We start from the raw sequence: 17610 nt of genomic DNA on the forward strand, positions 1-17610 counted from the left end.
ATATGTTCGAACCAGACAAGATAAAAGGAATCATATTCGATTACGGCGGCACCATCGACAGCAATGGCATGCATTGGGCCGAAGTAATCTGGATGGCTTACCAGGCGGAAGAAGTTCCGGTCAGTAAAGAAACCTTCCGGAATGCCTATGTGCACGGCGAACGAACGTTAGGTAAAAACCCTATCGTAAAGCCTCACCACACTTTCCTCGACATGCTGCGCCTGAAGACAGACATACAAATTGAATGGCTCAAAGCCGGCGACTTTATTCCGGAAGCTTACGCAACCTCCGGATTAAAACAACGGCTTGCCGACTGGTGTTATGCTTATGCACGAAAATCCATCGACACGGCACGTCCTATACTTGAAGCTTTATCACAAAAGTACCCGTTAATACTGGTTTCAAACTTCTATGGCAACATCGAATCGGTATTGAAGGACTTCCACCTGGACAGCTATTTCCAGTCGATTGTCGAATCGGCCGTAGTCGGTATCCGCAAACCCGATCCTGCCATATTCGGATTAGGAGTCAAAGAGTTATCGCTTCCGGCTGAAGAGATCGTCGTTATCGGCGATTCCTACGACAAAGATATTGTACCGGCCACTACTATCGGATGCAAAACAATCTGGTTGAAAAGCATCGGCTGGAGCGATTACGCGGGAAATGAGACAGCAGATATTGTTATTTCTGACTTCAAAGAACTGGAACAAGTATTCGCCCTATAGGTATTCTGACCATCAAAGGTTCAATCAGAACCTTTCAGAAAATAAAAGTCGCCCTATCTTTGCATATAAAAAAGATAGGGCTTTTATTATGTTAAAAAAATACGTATTATTACTGTTCGCTGTACTCACTTCGTGTAACCTGATAGACTACCATCCCTACGATGGCAGGTTGACCATTCCCGAACGTAACATCAATAATCAAAATATATCGCTAATCGAGACAACTACAAAAGAGAAAGACACCATACGTTTCGTATTGACAGGTGATACACAACGCAATTACGATGAAACTGAAGATTTTGTAAAACATATCAATGCCCAAAAAGATTACATTGATTTTATCATTCACGGAGGAGACTATACCGAATTCGGGATGAAAAAGGAATATGAATGGACTATTGATATCCTATCCAAACTCAATACCCCTTATGTCGGATTGATTGGAAACCATGATGTAATAGGCAATGGAGACCAGGTTTTCCATAAATTATTCGGGGAAGAAAACTTTTCCTTCATCGTAAGGGATGTCAAATTCGTTTGTCTCAACACCAATGCTATCGAATACGACTACTCCCATCCTGTCCCCGATTTCAAATTTCTTAAAAAAGAGCTACAGGATAGTTCGCGTCCGTATCGTCGTACAGTCGTAGCCATGCATGCGCGTCCAGGAAGTGAACAATTTGACAATAACGTAAAAGATGTATTCCAATTATACATCCGTGAATTTCCATCGTTAATGTTTTGCTTAAATGCACATGACCATAACCTACAAATAGAAGACCTGTTTAACGATGGAATTATCTATTATGGTTGCAGTAATATAGCTAAACGAAACTACCTATTATTTACCCTAACTCCTGACAACTACACGTATGAAGTTATCAATTTTTAAATGGATGATCCTGTTTCTCTCTTTGACAAGTACCCTACAAGCTCAAACGGAAAGAGAAATAGATGAGGTGCGATATAAAAAACGTGTAGAAAAATACATTTCCCGATGGAATAAGCTGATTCCACGCTACAGCAAACTCCAATATGCCGGTTCCATGGGAATGCTTTCACTCGGAACCGGTTGGAATTATTATCGCAATCACTGGGAAACAGATGTATATTTGGGAATAGTTCCCCGTAATTCAGACCGCCATGCAATGGCAACCCTTACGCTCAAACAGAATTATTACCCCTGGAATATCCATATCACCGACAAGTTGTCTTTCGAACCTCTTGCCTGCGGTATCTACATCAATACACTTTTGGATCAAGACTTTTGGGGTAAGCAACCGGACAAGTATCCACAAGGTTATTACTGGTTTTCGACACGCATCCGTACGCATGTGTTCATAGGAGAACGATTCACTTTAAAATTGAATACACAAAAGAGCTGGCATAAATCCATTTCGTTCTTTTACGAACTCAGCACTTGCGACCTATACCTGATAAACAAAATCGGGAATCGTTATCTGAAACCCAAAGACTACCTGAGTCTTTCGTTCGGCCTCAAACTGCAAATTCTATAAAGCGCAAAACAGGAGGTATATTCAAGATAACCTCCTGTTTTCTAATAAACTACATAAAACACTTAAAAGAACAAACTTCTATTTTAGAATGCAACACCGAAGCGTACGCCCCAGTTATTTATTCCGTCCATGGAATAAGTCAGGACTTTGCTTTTGTTTGTTGCATAGTTGTAATAAGCGGCTACGTGCAAACCGAATTTCTTTTCCGGAGTAAAGAAAATATTCATACCGATTTCAGGAGCTACATAGAAACCCCACTGGCGGTCGTATACTTTCATTACATTCATATAAGTCGACATTTCGCTGTATTCAGTACCCAATTTAGCTGATACATAAGGTTCGAACTGACCTTCACGTGTAAAGCTATAACGGAATGCTGCACCAAAAGGCAACTGGAATAAGGAATGTTGCTGATCGGATGTGATAGCAGAAGTTTCGCCTACATTGAGTGTCTGACGGTCGATGTATTTATTATTCGTGTGATAAGAAATAAATGCACCTACTGCAAAATTAGGAACTACATAATAACCGGCTTCACCGTGAGCACCCCAACCGCTTGTCTTGTCGGCAAAGCTATTGCCGAACGGAGTGTTAATATCCCAGTCGATATTGAAATACATATTGTTTACAACCTGGGCGCCAGCCAGTGAGGGCATCGCTAAACAGGCGATAAGTAAAGCGACTAATTTTATTGATTTATTTATCTTTTTCATAAGACTCAAATTTTACTGATTCGCGTTTAATTATTTCCTGAGGTATGGTGATTGAACAAATGCCTGATCGACTGCACGGATTGACAACTGAGTGTCGACCTTATCAGAACCGGACAATAATCCAGCCATGTAAGCAGTCCAGACAACCGGCAGTTTAGTATCAGCTTTTGGAGTCGGAGCTTTCAGATCAACCATTTCAGCAAGCAGTGAACCTACGCTATAGCTGTAAACCACCGGGTACGGATAATACCAATCGTGCCAGTCATATCCCCATGTCGGCCCCCATCCTGGTCTCCAATAATTCGGTGTCCAATAACCTGGGTAACCCCACCACCAGTAGTTATTATTATAATCATTATACCAGTTTGTAAAATAATTTACATTTTCTACAAAAGAAACCTGCAGACCCAGATCTGCGTCTTCTTTATCCATTGTGCGTGTATAACCACGACTTTCCATATTGCCGATCACTGTAGAAATAATATTGTCAGCTTCTGATGCTGTCCAGTACTGAGGTTTTTCACTACTACCGATTACCAGCACGCTGTCAGGTACATAGAATGTAGTGAACGATTTAAAATCCGTTTTGCTATCATGGTTTGTGTACACCACGAAATCATTATCCAGCTTTGACATATCCGGATCTTTCTGACAGGATGCCAGTAAAAGGATCAACAAGAAAAAAGGAATAATCTTTTTCATCTCATTTTAACGTTTAAAACAGTTTATACTATTATTTGTGCTTATATATAAGTTATCCATGAAACAGCAAATACTAAAAAAAGGTTCTCTTTGATGTTATTTTGGCTGTGTTAATTAACTTCTTGTAAGACTTCAAAATGCTTATAAACGATAGTTAAACGAGATAGATTTTTTACGGAAAAGAAAAGATCAGGTAAGGAACGCAGACGACGCAGAAAACGCAGACTTTCGCAGACTTTTTAATTATTTATCTGCGTGAATCTGCGTTATCTGCGTCGTCTGCGTACGGTAATAGCGTGTTTCAGCTTACCTTAAAGTACCCTGCTGTGCATCCTGTATCATCTTTTCGTTGGCAAGGATCAGGATTTCTACGCGACGGTTCAGTGCACGTCCTTCCGGCGTATCGTTGCTGGCAACAGGATCATGAACGCCTTTACCTTCATATTCCATACGACGTCCGCTTACACCCTGGTCGACCATCATATAGTCGTATACGCTTTTGGCACGTTTTTCAGACAAGGTCTGATTATAGTCTACCTTACCCGTATTGTCGGTATAGCCAACGATCTTGATGTCGGTATCCGGATTTTCATTCAAGCTGACAGCCAGTTTACGCAATGCACTGCGTGAAGCGTCACTCAATGTACTTGAGTTGGTTGCAAACAAAATACCTGAATCGAAAGTCACTTTCAGAGCCTCACCGTTATTGATTGTTTCAACAGTGGTTTCGGGTGGCAAAGTAGCTTCCAGTTCTTTCTTCTGTTTGTCCATCTTCTTACCGATCAAGGCTCCGGCTGTACCGCCTACGGCAGCTCCGATAACAGCACCTAATGCCGTGTTACCTGCCAACGCACCGATACCGGCTCCGGCAGCAGCACCGCCACCTACACCTATCGCAGTTCCCTTTGCTGTGTTATTCCATGTTCCACAACTCGTAAATACTACCGCCATACATAACAGTATGGATAATAACTTAAAATGTTTCATCTTTTTGCTCTTTTATAAACTTTATATGAATATAACAGTTTATCAATCGAACATGTTGATAGAATCGCAATATTCAAGTTCTCCCTGCACAATAAAACCGATTGCTTCGGGATCGAATTTACCGACACCATCCTTTTGCGCATTCTTCACTACATATTCAATCAATTCATCTTCATCTATTTCCACATCGACATCATCGTCTGCATCATCGTTCAGATAACCGCGTGATTCATAGAAATCGTAGATCAGGTCTACAATATAGTTAATATCGTCATTACTGAATTTGCCTTTCAATTCCTGGGGAAGATAGTTCTGAATAAATTTTACAGATTCGTCTTCATCGTAAATTAAATCGTCTTTGTCGCTCATAACTTTTTCAGTTTAATTGGTTACATACTCATGCAAAGATAAGTATCTTTTATTTATTTGTAAAACGAATAAATTATTTAAATACAGATCTTACTGCATTATCTCCTTCTTTCAGAATGTTGTCGATAATGCCGTGTTTTGTCTGGATCGTCAGATAAATGGCTTTCAACTTCGTAATGCCGATCATCTCATCCGTAGATAGTTCGGAACTGTACTTGTCATATTTCGTTTCTGCAAATTCGACATACTTCTTTTCCAACTCTTTCCAGTCATCTTCCGAATACTTATCTTCATTCGCCTGTACCTTCTCTACGAATTTTGTAAAGTCCTTTATATATGAATCTTTCGATTCCCCACAACTGCTCATGACAAAAAGAGCCGTCGCTGCAAACATCATCATTAAAAACCTTTTCATATCTTTTCCTTTTTAGATTAATTCCAACAAAAGTAAACAAAAAAAGAGGATCTGCACTGTCCGGCAGAATGAAACTGCCGGGCAGGTATTAATCGGCTGTAGCTACGATCCGGTCTGCCGTCCAACTATCAACTACTATCTGTATCCGGTCTGCGGGTAAAGAAGAGGTAAAACTGATCGTTAAAGTACAATGGTCACCCGGCATAAGCGTGATATAGTTATCCGAATAATGTACGGGAAGGATACGCTTGCCGGTTTCCTTATCCAGTACTTTGATACGGTTGAAAAAAGAAATATTCGTTTTCGAATGGAGCGATACCATACCAGAATAGGTTGTTCCTTCCCTTTGCAGAGAAACTTTCACCTCCGGCTTTGTTTCGGGCAAACGGGATAAGTCGGAATAATCTTTCGGAAGCGTGGTCAGCCAATAGATATTCGGGGCGTCCGGTAATGCGACGGCTACGTTGGAAGGCCGGGCAGGATCAGCCGGCTGCATAGACAGGCGAAGGAAGTAGACTCCTTGTATCTCTTCCGGAACGGGAACATCAAACAAGGGCGCTACCGTATTGGCTTTGGCTTCCGACTTTATTTCTTTTTCCCAACGGATCTTACCGCTGGTGTCGTAGATACGGGCATTTACGATCAGATCCGGGTAATCAGACAGGGATGTATTCAACAGTTCTACCTGCCGAGTAACGGGATTGTAAAACGGATGTAGGGGTTCACATCCTTTACGTGTACCGTACAGGGAAGCGTTTACATCGAGGAACCAGTCGTACATCTGTCCGCGCAGGGAAGTCCACGGGTTCTGGGTTTTCCAGATCAGTATGCCGGTATACCAGTCCCAAAGATGCGAACCCCAGCCCTCCATAAAGCTACGGTATTGATCGTAATTCACGACCTGAGCATATTTACAATAAGTTTCGATATCCTTTACCTCGCCATAACGTTCCAAATGATCCTGATATCCCAGATCCCGATGATAACGCCAGGTGGCATTACGGGTAAAACCTTTTCTAGGAAATTCTGCCAGGTCTTTCTCCGTCATCATTTCCCGCATACTTTCCACCTCCGGCGAACCGACGGAGCCTGCCTCCGGATTAAACGGATGCGAACGGAAAGTAAAGAACCATTCCGGCTCCTGAATACCGTAAGGACCGTCGCCGTTATCGCCCAGCAGGTTGCGGGTAAAGAGGGAGTCGGTCGAATAGCTGACGAACAGGCGTTCGGGATCAAGCTCCGGGAAGACTTTTTCTTTCAGTTGCTTGTCGATGTTTTTAGCCAACGGCCATTCGTTAGCTCCACACCAAAGACAAAGGCTCGGATGGTTACGTATCATTTTGACCTGGTCTTTTACCGAGGCGATAAAAAGATCATGATTGTCGGGATATTCCCAACGACGTTCGCGGGAGTCCATTTTCATCGGGTCTTCCCAGGCACCGTTACAATCGCCACTGCCCCATAAATCCTGGAAGACCAGTATTCCGTATTCATCACAGGCATTATAAAACTCCGGACGTTCGAGCAGGGCACCTCCCCATACGCGGATCATACGCAAATTCATTTCGGCATGGAAACGGACTTCATCGCGGTAACGTTCAGGGGAAAGGCGCAGTAACCAGTCGGAAGAGATATAATTACCTCCGGTTACATAAATCTTCTGGCCGTTCACATAGAAGCGACGGCCTCCGTTGTCCGGACATTTATCTGTTGTGATCTCACGGATTCCGTATTTGAGTTGTTGGCTGTCGCTGACCCGGTTATCTGCTTCAAAGTAAATATGCATATCGTATAGTGGCTGTTCCCCTACTCCGTTGGGCCACCACAACTGCGGATTTTTTATTTTCATCGGGTCGAAATGAACTTCCCTTTTTTCGTATGGAGACAAGGTGAGACGTTGCGTTAAACGGATACCGTTTGTTTCGCAGACTAACAGACCTTTGCGTGGTGTATCGGTGACATTCTCTACCTCAACAGAGGTCTTTACCAAAGCATCCTCCTGCGTTTTCTTTTCCGGAGAGCGGACACCCGGTACTTTCGTTACGATATATGGCGACTGGACGGTAACAGCACCGGTAGTAGTAACCGACACCTCATCCCAAATACCGGTATTACGATCCCTGATGGGTTGAACCCAGTCCCAGCCGGGCGTATATTGCATAGTGTTATTACGGGCGATCTGTCCGTCACCGCCTTGGCCGCCATTCGGATCACCGGGGTATGTCGGAGGATATACGAGGACAGCCAAAACATTCGTTCCTTTCTTTTGAAGATGTTCCGTTATATTAAACGATTTCCGCAGGAACATTCCTTCATGGGTGGTATTATTAAGCCGTTTGCCGTTCAGGAACAGTTCTGCTTTATAGTTTATTCCCCGGAAGTTCAGCCAGACAATCCTACCGTCCGGTACTGTCGGAGTTTCAAACTGGCAAACGAACCAGAATGTATAAAAATCATTGCCGGCTTCATAAATATCGGGGATCAGGTTATTGTTCATTCCGAACTCCGGTGCAGGATACAGACCGTTTTCCAGTAAAGTGGTCAGTACTGTCCCGGGGACACGGGCAGGCATCCAACCTGTTGTTTCCAGGGGAGCAGAGCTTAAAAGGTTTCCGTCTGTCTTTATCTCACCGGCTCTCCGTGCCATCCAGCCGGAATTAAGCAAAGCTTTTTCTCCGGGTTCAGGGATTGTTATTGTATTTTCCTGTGCAAAGGCAGAGAATACTCCGCTTGCTATCAACAGCAAAACAATAAAAGAAAGAGTTGTATGTTTCATAATGTATTCTATTTAATAGGCGTAATATACAATAAAAAGATAAAAGGCCTCCCCCGAAAATGGGAGAAGCCTTCCTCTTTAAATATTATTAATGTTGCCGGGATAGATTCGGACTATTTAGAATCAATTCTTAAATACCAGTCCATCCCCTTCTCGATCGATAATGATCGGACGGTTCTTATCGATCTTCATACCCAGTATCTCCTTCGACAGTTCGTTAAGGACATACTTCTGGATAGCACGTTTCACTGGACGGGCACCGAACTGGGAATCGTAACCTGCATCCGAGATAAAATCGACGGCAGCATCCGTAAAGTTCAAGGCGACACCGTTGTTTGCCAGCATCTTCTTCACGCTGTTCAACTGCAAGGTAACGATCTTACGGATCTCTTCCTCATTCAGCGGAGTGAACATGATGATCTCGTCGATACGGTTCAGGAATTCCGGACGAATGGATTTCTTCAGTAATTCCAGTACCTGGATACGGGTTTCATCGATCACTTTTTCGCGGTTGTCGGGCGTGATCTTCTCGAAGCTTTCACGAATCAGGGATGAACCCATATTGCTGGTCATGATGATGATCGAGTTCTTGAAGTTCACGACGCGTCCCTTGTTGTCCGTCAGACGACCGTCATCCAATACCTGCAACAGGATATTGAATACGTCCGGATGCGCCTTTTCGATCTCGTCGAACAAAACGACAGAATAAGGTTTACGGCGAATTGCTTCCGTCAACTGTCCACCTTCATCGTAACCGACATATCCCGGAGGTGCACCGATCAGACGAGTCGCACTGAATTTCTCCTGATACTCGCTCATATCGATACGGGTCATGCTGTTCTCATCGTCAAACAGGTATTCAGCCAACGCTTTGGCAAGCTCTGTCTTACCCACACCGGTCGTACCGAGGAAGATGAACGAACCGATCGGACGTTTCGGATCTTGCAATCCGGCACGGCTACGACGCACGGCATCCGCTATGGCTGTAATAGCCTCTTCCTGACCGATCACACGGGTGTGCAATTCGTCTTCCAGGCGGAGCAGTTTGTCGCGTTCGCTCTGCATCATCTTGTTGACGGGAATACCGGTCCAACGGGATACCACATCGGCAATGTCTTCACTGTCGACTTCCTCTTTGATCATAGCGGCAGCACCCTGCATGGTGTGCAGCTTGGCCTGTATTTCCTTGATCTCTTCTTCTTTCGCCTGCAGTTTGCCGTAACGGATCTCGGCAACCTTGCCGTAATCGCCTTCACGTTCTGCCTTATCGGCTTCAAACTTCAGGTTCTCGATGTCAATCTTATTTTGCTGTATCTTGTTGATCTGTTCCTTTTCGCTTTCCCACTGGGCTTTCTGTTTCTTTTCTTCTTCCTTGAGGTTGGCGATTTCTTTGTTCAACTGTTCCAGTTTCGTCTTATCGTTTTCACGTTTGATGGCTTCACGTTCGATCTCCAGCTGTTTGATACGGCGGGAAACTTCATCCAATGATTCGGGCACCGAATCCACCTGCAAACGCAGACGGGCAGCAGCCTCATCCATCAGGTCGATCGCCTTATCCGGCAGGAAACGGTCGGTAATATACCGTGTCGAAAGCTGGACGGCAGCGATAATGGCATCGTCTTTGATACGTACCTTATGATGGTTTTCGTACTTCTCTTTCAGACCACGCAGGATAGAAATAGTATCCAGTTCATCCGGTTCTTCGACCATCACAACCTGGAAACGACGTTCCAACGCCTTATCTTTTTCAAAATATTTCTGATATTCATCCAGTGTCGTCGCACCGATAGAACGTAATTCACCACGTGCCAACGCCGGTTTCAGGATATTGGCGGCATCCATAGCCCCGTCGCTCTTACCGGCTCCTACCAATGTATGGATCTCATCGATGAAAAGGATGATCTCGCCTTCCGACTTGGTCACCTCGTTGACTACGGATTTCAACCGTTCTTCAAATTCTCCTTTATATTTGGCACCGGCAATCAATGCCCCCATATCCAGAGAGTAAATCTGTTTTGATTTCAGATTCTCCGGAACGTCGCCACGAACAATACGGTGTGCCAAGCCTTCGGCGATAGCTGTTTTACCGACACCCGGTTCACCGATCAGGATCGGGTTGTTCTTTGTACGACGGCTCAGGATCTGAAGTACACGACGGATCTCGTCATCACGGCCGATCACCGGGTCGAGCTTGCCGCTACGGGCACGTTCGTTCAGATTGATGGCGTATTTATTCAGAGAGTCGTATGTGTCTTCAGCCGACTGGCTCGTTACTTTATTTCCCTTACGCAATTCCTCGATCGCTTTCTCCAGTTCTTTTTCCGTAACACCGGCATCTTTCAATATCTGCGAAGCCGTACTTTTTACGGTGAACAAAGCGAGAATGATATGTTCTAGAGAAACATACTGGTCACCCATCTTACCGGAATAATCGATAGCTTTCTGCAAAACGGCATTCGATTCGCTCGACAGGTAAGGTTCGCCACCGGATACTTTCGGATAGGATTCTATCTGACGATCCAGCACCATGTTCAGATTCTGGATATTCACACCCAGTTTCTGGAAGAGGAAGTTCGTGATGCTCTCGCCCGTCATAATGACAGCCTTCAGCAAATGAACAGGTTCGATCACCTGTTGGTTATTCTTCTGAACCAACTGCACCGCCTGCTGAACAGCCTCTTGTGATTTAATTGTAAAATTGTTTAAATTCATACCTTATATTACTTTCTTGTTATCTTCTTTATTTTAAACTTTCACTGATAACTCTACAAAACAAATACCAGATCGAAAACAAGTCATTTTGTCAGTATTATTTAATTATAAGAGAAAGAGTTATGCCGATCAGTCGGGATTAACGACATATTTTGCACTTTCGGTAAGAAAACAACAGGGAAGCAAAAAAGGTTTACTTTTGCAGAAGATGTGTGACTTTTTCACGTGCCGAGGTACTAATCCAATACAAACTAAAAGAGAAATGAATATGGTAAAAGGTGAAGCAGACTTCCTTTCTGCGCTGGAATCGAACATAAGCATACTGATCAAAATCGCCCGGGTGTATGCTTATACCACGCACGACAGGAAAGACCTGATCAATGACATCATCCTCGAATTGTGGAAGTCGTACCCGAAGTTTAAAGGCGACTCCAAAATATCAACCTGGATCTATCGCGTCTCGCTCAACGTGGCGTTGAATGTCAAACGAAAGCGGGACAATAACAAAGTATTGTTTTTCGATGAGTTGAAGGTAGCGGACGGCAGTGATATCCTCGAAGTCCCGACCGACAACTCCTCCGAAATCGGCCAACTCTATCAGTGCATCGAAAGTTTATCGGAACAGAACAAGGCGATTATCCTATTGTATCTGGATGATAAATCGTACGAAGAGATCTCTCAAATCCTCGGTCTGTCCAGGACGAATGTCAGTACACGTTTGAACCGGATAAAAGAGCAATTAAGAAAACAAATGAACCCCAATAAATGAATCGTTATGGAACTCGATAATATAAAAAACAGCTGGAAACAGGAAAACCAGCAAATTGTAGCGAATGTACATTTGAATAGAACAGCCCTGATGAAAAAGATCTCGGCAGAAACAAACCGTATGAAAAGAAAGAATCTGTTACTCTTGTTGTTCAGAATCCCTTTTCCGGTAGTTATACTTGCTATATTATTTTCACACATTCATATCCATAACATGGTTAATTTCTATATTGGAATAGTGTTGTTTCTGGCTTTTGCCTGCTTTGCTTCATGGGGACTGATAAAATATTATCTGAATCTGAGAAAGCTGGATATAACAGATTCATATCTTGAAAATAAAAAGACTATACGGGAACTGAAGTTGTATAAACTGAATGTGACGAAAAGGAATTACTATTGCAGCCCGGTGGGAATAGCCGGTATTTTCCTGATGATCAATGCGCCTCTGTTTACTACTACCGAAGGGGCTGTCATGTTGTTACTCATCATGGCCGTCATGGCTGCCTCCATATTCATAAATCTGAAATATGTCTTACCGGCACAGTTCAAACGGTTGAATAAGGAGATGGAGGAGATTCGGAGGATGGAAGAGGAATAGGCAAACTCAAAATCATTTGTGTGTTCGAAATATAGCGGCAGATCATATCTGTCGCTATATAACTTATATCGAATTAACGATGTATAATCCTGTTGGTTTTTGAAATAAAAGAATATCTTTGTGCATCAAGGTTTTCACATTGAAAAGCTTAGTCTAATATCGGCAGCATGACTAGAAAAAACATATTCGGTTTATTATTTGCTATTCTCTGTATATCAGGATGTATATCGTGTAATAAATATCTCCTGAATGAGAAAGACAAAGTGAAAGAGAAGGAGGATGTTCCTATTGAAACATTTGAAGCCATTTCAAATATTGACCTGTCTGCCCGAAAGAATTGGATACTGATTATGAACTTCGATTGTATATACAATTATACCATAGATAAAAATATAATTAAAGCTACTCCTAAAGATACCCTCAGCTATATATATGGTCCATACATAACAGAAAATGAGGATGGGCAGGATTGGATTATCTCGGGATTAGGTCCGTATCTTCACTTTGCATCTCATAGTTTCTACTCTAATTTCATATCCGGAACCGACACTACATTACAAATGAACTTTGATCAAACAACTGAAGAGAAGTTATTTGCCGCCGACTGTTTGTCTTGCCAATATTCAGGAAAAGTATCGACCTATCTTTCCGGTATTTTAGTTCATTACAATTCTTTTCTGGATTTTAAGTTGAAGAATGTTCCCGAATCTGCAACCGTCATGATAAAAAGCCGGATGCCTATCCAACCATTCAGAGAGAAGACGAATCCGCAGCATTATAAGGCGATCGTCTTTTCTTATTGTGGAGATGGTTATGCAGACCTTTATATTACTATGACTAATAAAATTTATTGTATCAAATTAAGCCCCAAAATAAACGTCTCTGAGCCCAATAGTGATCTATACCTAAACTCACGTCACTACACAAACCCAGATACTTACTACAAATTCACTTTGTCTTATGACAAAGAAATAGACAACTTTTCAATCGAAGATATAGAGAACAAGGTGTGGAGTCAGATGCCATAAAGGTATCGATATTTGTCGTGTCATAATGTTTACTATAAAAAAGTTAGCCTACTAATAATTGCTTCACTATCTCCTGAAATTTCCGTGGTATCCGTTTAAATACTTCCGACCGGATTCCGTCCGGTACGCCATAAAAAGCCTCGGCTATCCCTCCGGAGATACAGGCTAGCGTATCGCTATCGCCACCCAAAGAGACAGCCAGGCGGATGGCGTTTTCAAAATCTGTACTATCCAGGAAGGCGATGATTGCTTCGGGAACGGTGCCCTGGCAACTTTCATTGAAATGATAGGTCGGACGTATCTCGTCACAGGTACGGTTCAGATCGTAGGAAAAAGTAGTTTCTATATATTGTTTGATTTCTTGCTTGCTTTTTCCGATTCGTGCCAAATAAATAGCAGCTGCGGTAGCCTGTGCTCCTTTTATTCCTTCAGAATGGTTATGAGAGACAATAGCTGTTTCCCTGGCAATATCCAAAGTCTCTTCCAACGAATCGAATTTCCATCCGACAGCACTTACCCGCATCGCCGAACCATTTCCCCAGCTATTATACGGTTGCGGATCCTTTTCCCGAAGCCAACCACTGAAACGACCGCCGTAACCTCCCATCGGACATGGATATTTACGTCCGTATTCCTGCATGACACGGGTCAGATCTCCCCCATTAAGCAGCCAGTCTGCAACGGCAACCGTCATGATCGTGTCGTCCGTATAATCACTTTCACTCGTAAACAGCGGAAAGTCCGTTATCTTTATATTATCGAATTCATAAACGGAGCCGATAATGTCTCCTGCTATTGCACCTATCATAGTATGTTAATTAATATTCTTCGGTTGCATAAATATAATAAATATATTCAAACCTTACTCGCTTGTACTAAAAAAACTATATAAATCATCGGATTCCTATATCCTTCAGATATATTTGTGTACTTATTCAAATTCAAAACAGTATTTAATATGAAAAAGATGATTACGTGTGGCTTCCTATTACCTATCGCCACACTGGCATTGATTGCTTGCAGCGGAAATAATGATCTTACAAACCAATTAAAAGGTTCCTGGGTCGCTCCTATCAACGGTATGCCCGAACAGATGGAAGGTTTCGAACTGAAAGACAATGGACTTGCCTCTTCCATCAATATGGCAACATTGGTTTATGAGAAGTGGGAAACTATAAAACTGGACAAAGCGGATGCCCTGGTACTTCAGGGGAAAAGTATCGGCAACGGGCAAACACTCTCCTTCTCCGACACACTAAAGATTGACAAGATATCTGAAAACTCCCTGACGCTCACCCAAGACAGTTACACCAGAACATATACAAAAAAGTAAAAGAAAGCCACTGTCTGTAATACGGATTCCGTCTTACAGACAGTGCTGATCTTCAATCATGTAATCCTGTCCGAGCAATACTTCTTCCGCTTACATGTCTTGCAAGGAATCCCCATCCAAAGCTCATCGAACTGTTCGACGGCTTCCGTCACCAGCTCTTCTACGGAGGTGAAGATTCCCGCTTCGAAGTTACGGTTGTCTTTTCCTTTCATGCCTAACGCGGCTCCCGTCAAGTTTGCCGATCCGATATAGACCTGCTTCAGGTCGAATATCAATAACTTGAAATGGACACGCGGACAAAGTACACGCTCCATCCGACTCCAAAGCAAAGGATACTTGTCAAAGTCATCGCGGAAGTTCTGTCCCGGTTCTTTAGCATGGATCAGACGTACTTCGACACCTTCCTTCACCTTTTGCTCCAACAGCTTCAGGAGGGGCACAGCGTCTTTTCCTTCTTTGATATAAAGGTCTTTTATATCAGCCGTACCGATCCATACCGTCCGCTTCGCCTGCCGGATAGCCTCGATAAGGGAAGAGTAATGTTGTTCGTTTTTAATGTATTGGAGCATAATTCAACTTTAATCCTTCTTTAACAGCATTCAATAGTTTATTATATAAAAGTTCTTTTGAATATCTTCTTTGTTGTGGATGATAAAAGCTAACTAACAAAGGCCCATTCTTTATCTGATATGTCCAAACTCCACCAAATTTATGGCCTTGGCCAGGTTGATATTTATAACCATATAAATCCTCAAATAAAATAACAAACAATGGAGTTATAACACTACCACAACAGATTATTATCTCGACACCTTCATACAAACTCAACTGCATTGGCAAGTATTTTCTATCTTTTTCATGAAAGGTCTCTTTCAACTTTCTATTTTTAGACACTGAACCACCAGGCTCTTTGTTGATGTTGACAATACATAAGTTCCTCAATATATCTTTACGGTCAATTTTTCCAAACACCTCAACAACCTCTCTAAACGACAGATTCTCTTCTAAATGTAACAGACCATACGCCCATTCTGATAAAACTTGCCAAGTTTCTTGTCTGCCACCTTTGTTCAACTCATGTCTTAAATCAAAACGATTTCCAGCATTCGCTTCTTTCAGCACAAACAAGATCTTTCGGTTTACAGCATTCCAGCATTCTTCATTAACCAATCCGTCCATAACAAAAGGAGCAATATACGAAGAGCTCCAGTCATCAAACAACTTATTTTCCAAATCCCTTATCGACATATTTAATGCATTTATTTTATTCTTCCTTCAAATCTTCATTACGCATCCCCTTCAACCAGTTCTCGCGCAACACATAATACTTCTGCTTCCCTCTCCCCAGCCAGGTCAGCTTGCCCTGCTCGTTCAGCTTTTTCAAATCCTTCAGTGCCTGGTAACGGCTGCAATGGTTGAACAACATACAATCGGTGGAAGAGACCAGTCGCTCCTTTTTTAATTTGGACAGGATGTTATCCAGCCGTTCTTTTTCTGCGATCTCTTTGCGTTTCGGAAGGACGGCACGGACAAGAGGCATCACTTTCAACTTATGTTTCAAGTCCGGAGAAGTACGGTAGACAACATTGTTGAAACTGATCGATTCGGCACGGATTTGTTTAGGGTCAGTGATACCTTTCGGGGTCTTTAGTGTCACAGAGAAGTTACCGACGCCTTCGATATCAACCGTCTCACCCTCACGCAGATGGTAATGCAACTGTTCGGACAAAGCCCTGATAACCCCTTTTACGTCACCTGAAGTGAATGTCGACCGTCCGGCTATCTCTTCAGCCAACTGGTCGGTCGTGATCTTACCACCGGAGACGACTTTGGCATACAGCGAACCTGTTTCTCCCGTTTCCCGGTTCGGTGGATTCTTATAAAACGTATATTTAGCACACATATACAGTAGATTTAAGTTTTAAGTCCTTATTATTTAGTTCGAAAGATAGCAATAATTTTTCTTTTTCACAAGCATAAAATCAATTTTGAGCTAGCTAAAAATCAAATTCGAGCATGCTGAAAATTGATTTCGAGCTTGCTCAAAAGTAAAAAAATAAGGGAGAAAAATAATAGTTATTCGTATGTTTTGAGTTAGAATATAGGAAAGAAAACACTAAATTTACCCGATAAACCAGAAACAACATATAAATATGCTAATTATATTAACGTCGGCAAAAACAATGACCGGTACTTCCAAGATAAAAGCGCCCGCAGGGACAACACCCCGTTTCACACAGGAAGCGACGGAAATAGCCCTGAATATGGCACAGTTCTCTGCCGATGAACTGAAAAAGATATTGAAGCTCAACCCCAAGCTGGCGCTGGAGAATTACAACCGGTTCCAGGAATTCCATACGGAAGAAGTGCATCCGCTACAGGCGTTGCTGGCATACACGGGCGTTGTTTTCAAGAATATCAACCCGAAGGACTTTTCGGAAGAAGATTTTCTGTACGCCAACGACCATCTGCGGATCGCTTCCATCTGCTACGGCCTGCTCCGTCCGCTCGACCTGATCAAGCCTTACCGGATGGAATATGAAGTGAAACTGCCGGAACTGGGCGAAGGGAATATGTATAATTACTGGCGTCCGCGTCAGACCCAGCTGCTGATCGATGAAGTGAAAAAGAACGGTAATATCCTGATGAACCTTGCCAGCCAGGAGATACAGGGAGCCTACAATTGGAAAGAGGTGGAAAAAGCCGTCCGCATCATCACGCCGGAGTTCAAGGTTTGGAAAGACGGAAAAGCACAAACAATTGTCATTTACACGAAAATGGCACGCGGACAAATGACCCGGTATATGCTGAAAAACCGGATCACTGATCCTGAAGAGCTCAAACAATTCTCCTGGGAAGGGTTTACTTATGACGAGAGCTTGTCAGAAGGGGATAATTGGGTTTTCCTGCAAAGCTAAATACAAAAGATTGCCCTTCCACTCAATAATTCAGGAAGAGAAACGTTAT

At 42.9% G+C, this 17610-nt stretch carries 19 protein-coding genes; 8 read left to right on the forward strand and 11 right to left on the reverse strand.

Annotated elements, in window-relative coordinates:
• Positions 1–2 precede the first annotated feature (2 nt).
• From P3L47_RS20585 to P3L47_RS20595, 3 genes are all read left to right on the forward strand, one after another.
• Positions 3–725 (forward strand): HAD family hydrolase, encoded by a 723-nt coding sequence (locus P3L47_RS20585; protein WP_122361581.1) that lies wholly within the window; start codon positions 3–5, stop codon positions 723–725.
• 88 nt (positions 726–813) lie between these two features.
• The gene (locus tag P3L47_RS20590) at positions 814–1617 is read left to right on the forward strand and encodes a metallophosphoesterase family protein (RefSeq protein ID WP_122361580.1); all 804 of its coding nucleotides are present in this window, start codon (positions 814–816) and stop codon (positions 1615–1617) included.
• Positions 1598–2242: a hypothetical protein gene (locus P3L47_RS20595; protein WP_199715630.1), complete on the forward strand. Its 645-nt coding sequence runs from the start codon at positions 1598–1600 to the stop codon at positions 2240–2242. The genes P3L47_RS20590 and P3L47_RS20595 overlap by 20 nt, the downstream gene beginning before the upstream one ends.
• Positions 2243–2325: 83 nt before the next feature.
• On the opposite strand, the gene P3L47_RS20600 is transcribed toward P3L47_RS20595, so the two are convergent.
• The 7 genes from P3L47_RS20600 to clpB form a co-directional block, all read right to left on the reverse strand.
• Positions 2326–2955 (reverse strand): outer membrane beta-barrel protein, encoded by a 630-nt coding sequence (locus tag P3L47_RS20600; protein ID WP_075558228.1) that lies wholly within the window; start codon positions 2953–2955, stop codon positions 2326–2328.
• Between the two features lie 30 nt (positions 2956–2985).
• Entirely contained in the window at positions 2986–3657 is a 672-nt protein-coding gene (locus tag P3L47_RS20605; RefSeq protein WP_277781970.1) for a DUF4136 domain-containing protein, read from the reverse strand.
• A 306-nt stretch (positions 3658–3963) separates the two neighbouring features.
• On the reverse strand, positions 3964–4644 hold the full coding sequence (locus P3L47_RS20610; protein WP_122356242.1) for a YiaD family glycine zipper/OmpA-like lipoprotein: 681 nt from the start codon (positions 4642–4644) through the stop codon (positions 3964–3966).
• Positions 4645–4686: 42 nt separating this feature from the next.
• Positions 4687–5013 carry a hypothetical protein gene (locus tag P3L47_RS20615; RefSeq protein ID WP_122361577.1) on the reverse strand — a complete coding sequence of 109 codons (327 nt, stop codon included), beginning with the start codon at positions 5011–5013 and terminating at the stop codon, positions 4687–4689.
• Between the two features lie 73 nt (positions 5014–5086).
• Positions 5087–5428, reverse strand: a complete 342-nt coding sequence (locus P3L47_RS20620; RefSeq protein ID WP_075558232.1) for a DUF6565 domain-containing protein — start codon at positions 5426–5428, stop codon at positions 5087–5089.
• Between the two features lie 88 nt (positions 5429–5516).
• Positions 5517–8204, reverse strand: coding sequence for a glycoside hydrolase family 2 protein (locus tag P3L47_RS20625; protein WP_277781971.1), 2688 nt, complete (start codon positions 8202–8204; stop codon positions 5517–5519).
• Between the two features lie 123 nt (positions 8205–8327).
• Positions 8328–10916, reverse strand: coding sequence for an ATP-dependent chaperone ClpB (gene clpB, locus P3L47_RS20630; protein WP_122361574.1), 2589 nt, complete (start codon positions 10914–10916; stop codon positions 8328–8330).
• A 262-nt stretch (positions 10917–11178) separates the two neighbouring features.
• Between clpB and P3L47_RS20635 the strand changes: the two genes are divergently transcribed.
• From P3L47_RS20635 to P3L47_RS20645, 3 genes are all read left to right on the forward strand, one after another.
• Positions 11179–11685 (forward strand): RNA polymerase sigma factor, encoded by a 507-nt coding sequence (locus P3L47_RS20635; protein ID WP_277781972.1) that lies wholly within the window; start codon positions 11179–11181, stop codon positions 11683–11685.
• 6 nt (positions 11686–11691) lie between these two features.
• Positions 11692–12282, forward strand: coding sequence for a hypothetical protein (locus P3L47_RS20640; RefSeq protein ID WP_277781973.1), 591 nt, complete (start codon positions 11692–11694; stop codon positions 12280–12282).
• Positions 12283–12449: 167 nt separating this feature from the next.
• Entirely contained in the window at positions 12450–13310 is an 861-nt protein-coding gene (locus P3L47_RS20645) for a hypothetical protein (protein WP_277781974.1), read from the forward strand.
• Between the two features lie 43 nt (positions 13311–13353).
• Here the strand turns inward: P3L47_RS20645 and P3L47_RS20650 are convergent, their stop codons facing one another.
• Positions 13354–14118, reverse strand: coding sequence for an ADP-ribosylglycohydrolase family protein (locus P3L47_RS20650; protein ID WP_277781975.1), 765 nt, complete (start codon positions 14116–14118; stop codon positions 13354–13356).
• Positions 14119–14268: 150 nt separating this feature from the next.
• On the opposite strand from P3L47_RS20650, the gene P3L47_RS20655 reads away from it, so the two are divergent.
• On the forward strand, positions 14269–14643 hold the full coding sequence (locus P3L47_RS20655; protein ID WP_277781976.1) for a lipocalin-like domain-containing protein: 375 nt from the start codon (positions 14269–14271) through the stop codon (positions 14641–14643).
• A 56-nt stretch (positions 14644–14699) separates the two neighbouring features.
• On the opposite strand, the gene P3L47_RS20660 is transcribed toward P3L47_RS20655, so the two are convergent.
• From P3L47_RS20660 to P3L47_RS20670, 3 genes are read right to left on the reverse strand one after another with little or no spacing between them, the layout of a single operon-like run.
• Positions 14700–15212: a phospholipase D-like domain-containing protein gene (locus P3L47_RS20660; RefSeq protein ID WP_122361568.1), complete on the reverse strand. Its 513-nt coding sequence runs from the start codon at positions 15210–15212 to the stop codon at positions 14700–14702.
• Positions 15196–15891 carry a hypothetical protein gene (locus P3L47_RS20665; RefSeq protein ID WP_277781977.1) on the reverse strand — a complete coding sequence of 232 codons (696 nt, stop codon included), beginning with the start codon at positions 15889–15891 and terminating at the stop codon, positions 15196–15198. Before P3L47_RS20665 ends, P3L47_RS20660 begins: the two co-directional genes overlap by 17 nt.
• Before the next feature lie 16 nt (positions 15892–15907).
• The gene (locus P3L47_RS20670) at positions 15908–16546 is read right to left on the reverse strand and encodes an HU family DNA-binding protein (protein WP_122361566.1); all 639 of its coding nucleotides are present in this window, start codon (positions 16544–16546) and stop codon (positions 15908–15910) included.
• A gap of 250 nt (positions 16547–16796) precedes the next feature.
• On the opposite strand from P3L47_RS20670, the gene yaaA reads away from it, so the two are divergent.
• The gene (gene yaaA / locus P3L47_RS20675; protein WP_277781978.1) at positions 16797–17561 is read left to right on the forward strand and encodes a peroxide stress protein YaaA; all 765 of its coding nucleotides are present in this window, start codon (positions 16797–16799) and stop codon (positions 17559–17561) included.
• The last annotated feature ends 49 nt before the right edge of the window (positions 17562–17610 follow it).

The sequence above is a fragment of the Parabacteroides chongii genome, assembly GCF_029581355.1.
Taxonomy (GTDB): Bacteria; Bacteroidota; Bacteroidia; order Bacteroidales; family Tannerellaceae; genus Parabacteroides; species Parabacteroides chongii.

Bases quoted from the DNA above. Each gene is read 5' to 3' on its own strand.
- P3L47_RS20645 (WP_277781974.1), top strand. From the start codon at position 12,450: ATGACTAGAAAAAACATATTCGGTTTATTATTTGCTATTCTCTGTATA.
- P3L47_RS20655 (WP_277781976.1), top strand. From the start codon at position 14,269: ATGAAAAAGATGATTACGTGTGGCTTCCTATTACCTATCGCCACACTG.
- clpB (WP_122361574.1), bottom strand. From the start codon at position 10,916: ATGAATTTAAACAATTTTACAATTAAATCACAAGAGGCTGTTCAGCAG.
- P3L47_RS20640 (WP_277781973.1), top strand. From the start codon at position 11,692: ATGGAACTCGATAATATAAAAAACAGCTGGAAACAGGAAAACCAGCAA.
- P3L47_RS20635 (WP_277781972.1), top strand. From the start codon at position 11,179: ATGAATATGGTAAAAGGTGAAGCAGACTTCCTTTCTGCGCTGGAATCG.
- P3L47_RS20605 (WP_277781970.1), bottom strand. From the start codon at position 3,657: ATGAAAAAGATTATTCCTTTTTTCTTGTTGATCCTTTTACTGGCATCC.
- P3L47_RS20660 (WP_122361568.1), bottom strand. From the start codon at position 15,212: ATGCTCCAATACATTAAAAACGAACAACATTACTCTTCCCTTATCGAG.
- P3L47_RS20670 (WP_122361566.1), bottom strand. From the start codon at position 16,546: ATGTGTGCTAAATATACGTTTTATAAGAATCCACCGAACCGGGAAACG.
- P3L47_RS20625 (WP_277781971.1), bottom strand. From the start codon at position 8,204: ATGAAACATACAACTCTTTCTTTTATTGTTTTGCTGTTGATAGCAAGC.
- P3L47_RS20600 (WP_075558228.1), bottom strand. From the start codon at position 2,955: ATGAAAAAGATAAATAAATCAATAAAATTAGTCGCTTTACTTATCGCC.
- P3L47_RS20595 (WP_199715630.1), top strand. From the start codon at position 1,598: ATGAAGTTATCAATTTTTAAATGGATGATCCTGTTTCTCTCTTTGACA.
- P3L47_RS20585 (WP_122361581.1), top strand. From the start codon at position 3: ATGTTCGAACCAGACAAGATAAAAGGAATCATATTCGATTACGGCGGC.
- P3L47_RS20610 (WP_122356242.1), bottom strand. From the start codon at position 4,644: ATGAAACATTTTAAGTTATTATCCATACTGTTATGTATGGCGGTAGTA.
- P3L47_RS20590 (WP_122361580.1), top strand. From the start codon at position 814: ATGTTAAAAAAATACGTATTATTACTGTTCGCTGTACTCACTTCGTGT.
- P3L47_RS20665 (WP_277781977.1), bottom strand. From the start codon at position 15,891: ATGTCGATAAGGGATTTGGAAAATAAGTTGTTTGATGACTGGAGCTCT.
- P3L47_RS20620 (WP_075558232.1), bottom strand. From the start codon at position 5,428: ATGAAAAGGTTTTTAATGATGATGTTTGCAGCGACGGCTCTTTTTGTC.
- P3L47_RS20650 (WP_277781975.1), bottom strand. From the start codon at position 14,118: ATGATAGGTGCAATAGCAGGAGACATTATCGGCTCCGTTTATGAATTC.
- P3L47_RS20615 (WP_122361577.1), bottom strand. From the start codon at position 5,013: ATGAGCGACAAAGACGATTTAATTTACGATGAAGACGAATCTGTAAAA.
- yaaA (WP_277781978.1), top strand. From the start codon at position 16,797: ATGCTAATTATATTAACGTCGGCAAAAACAATGACCGGTACTTCCAAG.